General features: G+C 71.1%; 8 protein-coding genes. 5 read left to right on the forward strand and 3 right to left on the reverse strand.

Annotation, left to right across the window (positions count from 1 at the left end; all coding sequences use genetic code 11):
* The 4 genes from QK442_RS35735 to QK442_RS35750 form a co-directional block, all read left to right on the forward strand.
* Positions 1 to 896: helicase associated domain-containing protein (locus QK442_RS35735; protein ID WP_282698308.1), on the forward strand; the 896-nt coding region annotated here is incomplete at its 5' end.
* On the forward strand, positions 896 to 1,195 hold the full coding sequence (locus QK442_RS35740; protein WP_282698309.1) for a hypothetical protein: 300 nt from the start codon (positions 896 to 898) through the stop codon (positions 1,193 to 1,195). The genes QK442_RS35735 and QK442_RS35740, both read left to right, overlap by 1 nt.
* Complete coding sequence (locus QK442_RS35745) at positions 1,192 to 2,160, forward strand: hypothetical protein (RefSeq protein ID WP_282698310.1); 969 nt, start codon at positions 1,192 to 1,194, stop codon at positions 2,158 to 2,160. Before QK442_RS35740 ends, QK442_RS35745 begins: the two co-directional genes overlap by 4 nt.
* A 23-nt stretch (positions 2,161 to 2,183) precedes the next feature.
* The gene (locus QK442_RS35750; protein WP_282698311.1) at positions 2,184 to 2,660 is read left to right on the forward strand and encodes a hypothetical protein; all 477 of its coding nucleotides are present in this window, start codon (positions 2,184 to 2,186) and stop codon (positions 2,658 to 2,660) included.
* A 461-nt stretch (positions 2,661 to 3,121) separates the two neighbouring features.
* Here the strand turns inward: QK442_RS35750 and QK442_RS35755 are convergent, their stop codons facing one another.
* Genes QK442_RS35755 through QK442_RS35765 form a run of 3 tightly spaced genes read right to left on the reverse strand, consistent with a single transcriptional unit; the run spans position 3,122 to position 6,634 of the window.
* Positions 3,122 to 4,375: an MFS transporter gene (locus tag QK442_RS35755; protein WP_282698312.1), complete on the reverse strand. Its 1,254-nt coding sequence runs from the start codon at positions 4,373 to 4,375 to the stop codon at positions 3,122 to 3,124.
* A gap of 11 nt (positions 4,376 to 4,386) precedes the next feature.
* On the reverse strand, positions 4,387 to 5,280 hold the full coding sequence (locus tag QK442_RS35760) for a dihydrodipicolinate synthase family protein (protein WP_282698313.1): 894 nt from the start codon (positions 5,278 to 5,280) through the stop codon (positions 4,387 to 4,389).
* 34 nt (positions 5,281 to 5,314) lie between these two features.
* A complete protein-coding gene (locus QK442_RS35765; protein ID WP_282698314.1) occupies positions 5,315 to 6,634 on the reverse strand; it encodes an aminotransferase class I/II-fold pyridoxal phosphate-dependent enzyme in 1,320 nt (439 codons plus the stop codon).
* Positions 6,635 to 6,867: 233 nt separating this feature from the next.
* Between QK442_RS35765 and QK442_RS35770 the strand changes: the two genes are divergently transcribed.
* Positions 6,868 to 7,410, forward strand: a complete 543-nt coding sequence (locus tag QK442_RS35770; RefSeq protein ID WP_282698315.1) for an MOSC domain-containing protein — start codon at positions 6,868 to 6,870, stop codon at positions 7,408 to 7,410.
* The last annotated feature ends 164 nt before the right edge of the window (positions 7,411 to 7,574 follow it).

The following is a 7,574-nucleotide window of genomic DNA, read 5'->3' on the forward strand; positions in this document are numbered from 1 at the left end:
GGGTGCCCGCCGTCGACGACCAGGAGCAGGGGGAGGAAGGCGTGGTGTGGCCAGCCTCGCTCGCCGGGTTCCCGCTCGGGCAGTGGACCGCCGACGCCCGCCGGTTCTACGCCTGCGGTGACATGGACGAGGACCGCGTCGCGCAGCTGGAGAAGCTCGGCATGATCTGGAGCCACTTCGACGTCGCGTGGGAGGATGGCCTGTCTGCCGCGCGCGGGTGGGCCGCCGAACACGGGCACCTCTTGGCCCCGCTGGACGCCACCTTCCAGGGCGCGAAGGTGGGCATCTTCCTGAAGAAGGCGCGGGCCGCCGCCCGCAAGGCGCAGGAGAACGAGCAGCGACGTGCCGAGGGGCTGCCGGTGGAGTCGTCGGCCGGGGCGCTGTCGGACGAGCGGCGCGAGCAGCTGGAGGAGATCGACGCCTCCTGGTGCCCGAGCTGGCCGGTGACCTGGCAGCGATGCTTCCACCTGGTGAGGATGCACCTGGACGCCGGTGAGGCACTGCCCACCGAGGCGGGCGACGTCGTGCGCCAGGGCGAGGATCTGGGGCGGTGGGTGCAGTCGGTGCGGCTCGGCTGGGACGAGCTCACGGCCGTGCAGCAGTGGATGTGCGAGCAGGTCCTCGGGATCGAGCCCGCAGCCGAGGACGAGAAGCCCAAGCGCCGTACGCAGGCCGACAAGTGGGCGATGAACTACGAGGCCGCCCGCCAGTTCTACGAGCGCGAGGGGCACCTCCAGGTCCCCAGGAAGCACGTCGAGCGGATCGTCGGCGGCGAGGACCAGGAGGAGCGGGAGCACAAGCTGGGCTCCTGGATCGGGAACCAGCGCTCCCGGGCGGCGACGCTGACGCCGGAGCGGATGGAGCTGCTGTCCGCGATCGGGATGCGGTGGTCCTGATGGTGAGCCTCGTCGTCACCGCGGCCGCCCCGCTTACGGCCGGCTACCTGCTCGGGCGACTGCACCCCTGGCAGCGGCTGGGCGACTGGGCGGCCGATCAGGTCCGCTTCACCGGCACGTGGGTCCGGGGCGGTGCCGCCCGCCAGGCCGTCGTCGTCCTGGCCCACGCCGTCACCGCGCCGCGCACCAGCTGGCGCATCATGCGCACCCCCGCCACCGAGACCCGAACGCCGACGCCCGTACGCGATCCGGACTGGGTCGCCAACCGCACCCGCACCGACCGGGGAGGCACCACGTGAGCACCGAGCAGCACGACGCCGACGCGTACGGCCAGGAGCTGGCCCGCATCAGCCACCACCAGCACGAGGCCACCGACGCGCGGTTCACGGTCTTCCAGGCCCTGGCCGCCGTCGGCATCGGGCACGAGCAGGCCGACGACATCGTGGCGAAGCTGGAGGCCGGGGCGGTGGCCGGCGCCCACACCTGGATCTCCGAGAGCAGCCCCCCGCACGGGTCCGAGCAGCGGTTCGAGGACGGCTGGTTCGCCGGTGTCCGCGACGTCGCCAGCTACCTGCTGCGCATCGCCGACACCACCGCCCACGCGGGGCGCGGCCGCGCCGCCTCCAGCGCCATGCTCCTCGCCCACCTCCAGCAGCCGCACTCCCCCGCCCCGCAGGACGCTCCCGAGCCAGAGCCGGGCCCGACAACCCCGGCGCTGGACGCGAAGGACGTCCTGGCTGCCGCGGAACGCTTCCCGTGGGCCGTGGCCGCACCCGGCGAGCGGCACTGGCCGGACGGGTCGAACTTCCTGGACGTCGCGCTGAGCGCGGTGCGCCCCGAGGAACGCGCGGGGTACATCGAGCGCCTGGAGGCGTTCGTGGAGCAGCATCGCGAGCGCCTGGAGGAGATGCTGCGCACGCACGGGCCGGGCGGCAAGCCCGCCTCGCACGGCCGGTACGCCCTGATTCCTCCGGACGGACTCGGGGCAAGCCCGCGGTCTGAAACCAGCGGGGTCGAACCATGCGAAGCCAGCCCCAGGAACCCCTGGAATAGCGCCCCGACTCAGCACTCTTGTCCTGAAATAGGGCTGTGCGTGACGAGTGTCTCGCTGTCACGCTGCACAGGTACTAGCTCCCCCGTCAGGCGTCGTTTCGGCGGCGCTCCTGTGTCCGGCGATGCTTGGGGAGAGTCCCTGGAAACGACCGAGGGAAAGCCATGTCCGTTAGTAGACGTATTCGTGCCCTTCTCGGCGCTGGCGCGCTGACCGCCGCAGCGGTTCTGCTCCCCGTGCAGTCGGCCGGCGCGGCCGAGCAAGTGAGCCCCTACCAGGTGGTGTGCGGAGGCAGCCAGACCACGACGTACGACCCCGGGCTCACCAACACACCCCAGACGCTCACACGGTCGGGACAGAACATCCACGCACCCTGCCTTGCGACGGTGAGCCCTTTCACCTTCACGGGCTCGACGGGGTTCACCTCCACCACCACGCTGTCCTGCCTCAGCCTGACGGAGGCCAACACCGGAGTCGACCTGATCTCGTGGTCGACAGGAGCCACCAGCACCTTCTCCTACAACCGGACGGTGTCCATCGTTCAGGGCCAGACGGTGGTGACGCTGACCGGCGAGATCACCAGTGGCTGGTTCCAGGGAGCCACCGCGGTGGAGACCATCACGAGCGTGGCCCTGGACCTGGGCGCGTGTGCGACAGCTGAAGGCATCACATCAACGTACGGGGTCTCGGAGTTGACGATCAGCGGCAGTTGACCGCAGCTCGACACCAGCTCCACAGGCTCACACTGGATCTGCCGAGCGAACCGCGCTGTCGCTTCTTCCGCCCGGCTGTGGCCTCGTCGGCGTCACACGGTCCGTCGGACCCGGGCGGGGTGCCGCCGCCTCGGCGCCGGGTCCATGACGGGGGCCTAGAGATCTCTCCGGCCAAGGCCCGTTAGCCGCACGGCGATCCGCCGTCCGGGGCCCGGCCCCTGGTCCGGGGCGTCGGCGGACCGCTGGCACCCGTCGGCGGATGTCAGCCCGCGGCCGCTTCCGGACGCGACATCTCGGACCGCTGTCATGGGGACAGTCCAGCAGCTCGTCCGTCCATGTGCGGGTGCTTGAGGTGTCATGCGGTGAGAGTGAAGGGATACTCAAGGGCCAAGGGCCTCACCCGGAGCTGTGGGAGCGGATCCGGGGTGCCACGATCGGCCCATGCCGGGACGGTGCGCTTGTCACGAGCACGGGCGTTTCCCGTCGGCTCTGGTGAAGCGTGCCTCAACGGTCGCGACGGCGACTGCGGCAGAGACGGCCAGGAGGCCGACGAGGAGCGGCAGTCTGACGTTCGCACCTGTCAGGGAGCCGGCCAACGCCGTTCCGGCGGATCCGGATGTGATCTTCAGTGCCGCGACCCAGATGAAGACCTGGCTGCGCGCGCTGGGCGGTGCGTACTCGGTGCGGGCGGCGAGGGTGGAGGCGAAGAAGCAGGAGTTGAGGATTCCGGTGAGCGCGTAGGCCGCGATGGTGATCGTGAAGGTGGGGCTCGCGGCGACGGTGAGGAGGCCGGCGACGACGCCCAGGGCGAGGTGGCGCATCAGCCGGTCCGGACTACCGGTGAGGGGGAAGAGCATGACGGCTATCGACCCGGTGAGATTGCCGAGGCCGTAGGCCGCGGTCAGTGCGGCCGCGGTGGCCGGCTCGACGCCGAGGATGTTCGTCATGTGCACTGCGGTGACGGGCAGTGCGGCGACACTCAGGGCGACGATCATCGTCAGGTACATGGTGCGTCGGAGGTGGCCGGTGCGTGCTATCAGCGCGAGAGTCGCTCCCGGCTTGAGGATCGCTGTCCTGTCGCCGTCGTGGGACGGCGCGGTGAACGGCAGAAGCAGGACGCCGCCTGCCGCCGTGGCCGCCACCGCCGCGAGCGCGAGAGCCGCCGTGGCGGGTGAGGCCCACCCGGACAGGGCGGCCACCAGGGAGGGGCCGACGGTGCCGCCGATGCCGTAGGTGGCCACGTCCCAGCCCTGGGCCCGCCGCTGCGTGCGCAGTCGAGGTCCGACGATGGCGGGCAGTCCGCTGCTGATGCCGCCGGTCAGCAACGGCCCGCACGTGCCCGCTGTGGCGAGCAGGAGCCCGGTCAGCGTGGCGGGGACGTGACCGTAGGTCAGTACACCTGCGGTCAGCGCGGTGGCATACAGCAGGCAGGCCGCCGCGATGACCTTCCGGCCGTCCAGGGCGACGTCCAGCGACCGGGCGACGAAGGGACCCAGCAGGTGCGGGGCGGTGACGCACGCACCGAGTACCCCAGCGAGCGTCCCGGAGGCACCGGATGAGGTGGCGAGCAGAACGACGGCGACCACGGCGCCGCCGTCGGCGGTACGGGCGAGGGCCGCGGCGACGACGTAGCGTGCCAGGCCACCCCTGGCCTTTCCGGGCGGGGGCGGAGCTTTCGCGTTCCTCGGCGTGCTCGCTGTGTGCTGTCGGCTCATGGTGTTCGTGTTCAGGAGGTGAGCTGGAGGGCGTCCAGAGCGGCGGCGACCTCGCGGCGCGCGGTCTCCTCCAGTGGCCGCAGGGGACGCGGCAGGTTCGGCGCCTCCGTCAGGCCGAGGTGGGCGGCGGCGGCGGACATGACGCGCAGGCTGCCGTGCTGCCGGAACAGGCCCCACAGCGGTTCGAGGCCTTCGGAGAGTTCCGCGGCCGTGCGGGCGTGGCCGGCCCGTGCGGCGCGGGTGAGGGCGAGGGCTGTCCGCGGGAAGGTGCCGCCGATGACCGAGTACCAGACGTCGCACCCGGCGGTCAGGCCGCGGGCGGCCATCCAGTCGCCGCTTATCCCGATGGTCACGGTGTCGGGTATCAGCGCGCGCAGCGCGTCGACGCGGCGCTCGGCCGCGTGCGGGTCGTCGGGCACGCCGGGGATCTTGATCGAGGCGACGTTCGGCAGCTGCGCGATGCGGCCGTGCAGTTCGTCAGTGAAGTGGACGTGCGTGGTGGCGGGGTTGTCGTACACGCACAGCGGCACGGAAAGTTCGCGCGTGACGTCCTCGTACAACCCGAACACCTCGTCCTCGGTGAGCGGCTGATACGTCATCGGGGCGAGCAGCACCGCGGAGGCGCCGGCCTTCTGCGCGTCCTCGGCCAGCTGAAGCACGTGCGAGGTGCGCAGCGCGCCGATGCCGACGATGACGGGGACCCCGTCGGCGGCCTCGACCGCGATCCGCGCTGCGTGAGCGCGCTGTTCTCGGGTGAGGTAGGCGTAGCTGCCGGTGGAGCCGAGCGCGCCGATGGAGTCCACACCCGCGGCGGCGAGGCGGGTGACGAGCGCGCTGTACGCCGCGGTGTCGATGCGCTGTTCGCTGGTGGGGGTGAGGGGGAAGGCGCTCAGGCCGTGGAACATGATGACTCCTCGTGGTGGGTGGGAAGGGTGTTGGTCAGTGGGTCGTCGCGCGCAGTTCCGCGATGACAGCGGCGAGTTCGGCGGCGAACTCCCCGGCCTGCGACTCGGTGATGGTGGCGGTGGTGACCCGGATAGCGCCGTGGTGGGCGGCCGGGTCCGGTGCGAAGAGGTGGCCCGGGCGCACCGCCCAACCCCGCCGGGCCAGGGCCTCGACCGCGGCCCTCCCGTCGACGTCGAGTTCGACCCAGACGTTCAGCCCGTCCGGGCGGTGCGGGACCTCGATGCCGTGGGCGTGCAGCCGCTCGACGAGCAGGCCGCTGCGCCGGGCGTAGACCTCACGGGCCCGTTCATGGAGTTCGTGGACGCTCGGATCGAGCAGCAATTGGCGGGCGGCGTGTTGCAGGAGGCGGCTGACCCAGGTGGTGCCGGGACTCAACCGCGCCTCCAGGTGCGCGGTGCTCTCGGCGTCGGCGGCGACGAGCGCGAGACGCAGATCCGGTCCGAGGAACTTGGACACGGACCGCACCAGCGCCCAGCGCGTGCTTCCCGGTGGTGTGATCCGGTGGTACGGCCGGGCGGAGACCGCTGAGAAGTGGTCGTCCTCGATCACGAGGACCTGGGGATGCTCCGCCAGGATCGCCCGCAGGTCGGCTGCCCGTTCCTCGGTGAGGCTCGCGCCGGTCGGATTGTGGGCCCGGGGCGTGCAGACGACCGCGCGGGCGCCGGCCTTCAGGGCGGCCCGCAGAGCGTCGGGGTGCATGCCGGCGCCGTCGACCCCTACGGGTGCCGAGCGGTAGCCGTTCAGTCGCAGGGTGCCGATGCTCGCCAGGAAGCAGGGATCCTCGACCGCCACCAGATCCCCACGGGTGAGGTGAGCGTTCAACAGCCGCTCGGTGGCGTCCACGGCTCCGGAGGTCACCAGCGTGCGGAACGGATGATCGATGTCCTCGGCGAAGTCGGCACGGGCCCAGGCGTCCAGCCCGGCGTCGACGGCCGGCGCGCCGTACAGAGGCTGGCTGTACCCTCCGCGCCGGGCGGCGGCCAGGATGTCGGGCAACAGGCTCGGGTCGGGGTTGCCGCTGGCCAGGTCGACGCAGTCGTCACAGGTGCTGACGCCTTCGCGCGCGAGCTGCGGTACCGCCGCGACCACCGTGCCGCCGCGGCCCCGCGTCTCGGCCACCCCCGCCTCGACGAGCCGCCGGTACGCGAGGGCGACCGTGTTCCGGTTGACCCCCAGCTCAGCCGCGAGCAAGCGCACCGGGGGCAGACCCGTCCGCGGCGCCAGAACACCCGAAGCGACCAGGTCCCGCACGCTCCCCGCGATCTCAGCCGCGGTGGCGCCCTTGATACCCACGTGATCGCCCCCGCCAAGATCGAGAATACGTCCTATGCCAAACATTGTCCTATGCCAAAGGTAGAGTACTGGTGATGGAGTCGGCAACATCGCCCACCACGGCCCTGGCGTCGGCGGCCAGGCCAATGGGCACTGACGTCACAGCCTCACCCGCGATTGACCGTGGCTGCTGCGCCTTCAGGACCGAGGCCAGGGGTGTTGCCGACCACGCACATGGAGAAGGAGGCCCGAGGATGAACGGGATAGTCACGGCTGTCAGCAGCAACGGCGAGTACACATTCACCAAGCCGAACCGGGACAGCATCATGCTGCTCGCCGAGCTCGGCGTGGAGGGCGACGTGCATGCCGGCGCCACGGTCAAACACCGCTCCCGAGTTGCACAGGACCCCACCCAGCCGAACCTGCGCCAGGTCCACCTCATGCATCAAGAGCTCTTCGCGGAACTCGGCGCGGCAGGATTCAGGGTGGCACCTGGCGACCTAGGCGAGAACATCACCACCAGCGGCATCGATCTACTCGCCCTGCCGGCAGGCACACTGTTGTGTGTCGGAGACCATGCAGTGCTGGAGGTGACCGGCCTGCGCAATCCCTGCCTGCAGATCGACAACTTCCAGGACGGGCTGCTCAAGCAGGTCGTCGGCCGCGACGAAGCCGGCAACATCGTACGCAAGGCAGGGATCATGAGCATCGTGAAGGAGGGCGGCACGGTGCGCCCGGGCGACACGATCGAAGCAAGGCTTCCCAGCGGGCCGCACTGGCCGCTGGAACGTGTCTGACGTTTCCACCGCGCCGGCACGGCATCGGCCGCGCGGGTTCCTGTGGTGCAAACGTCGAGCAGGGCAGGCCCGCGCGGCCCTCTCACCCGTCGATGGAGGGCTGCGGTTCCGCGGCCGTTGTCCGTTCCCGCTCGATCGGTCCGGCGGCGATGCGAGTAAGCCGA

The sequence above is a fragment of the Streptomyces sp. CC208A genome (genome assembly GCF_030010625.1).
Classification (GTDB): Bacteria; Actinomycetota; Actinomycetes; order Streptomycetales; family Streptomycetaceae; genus Streptomyces.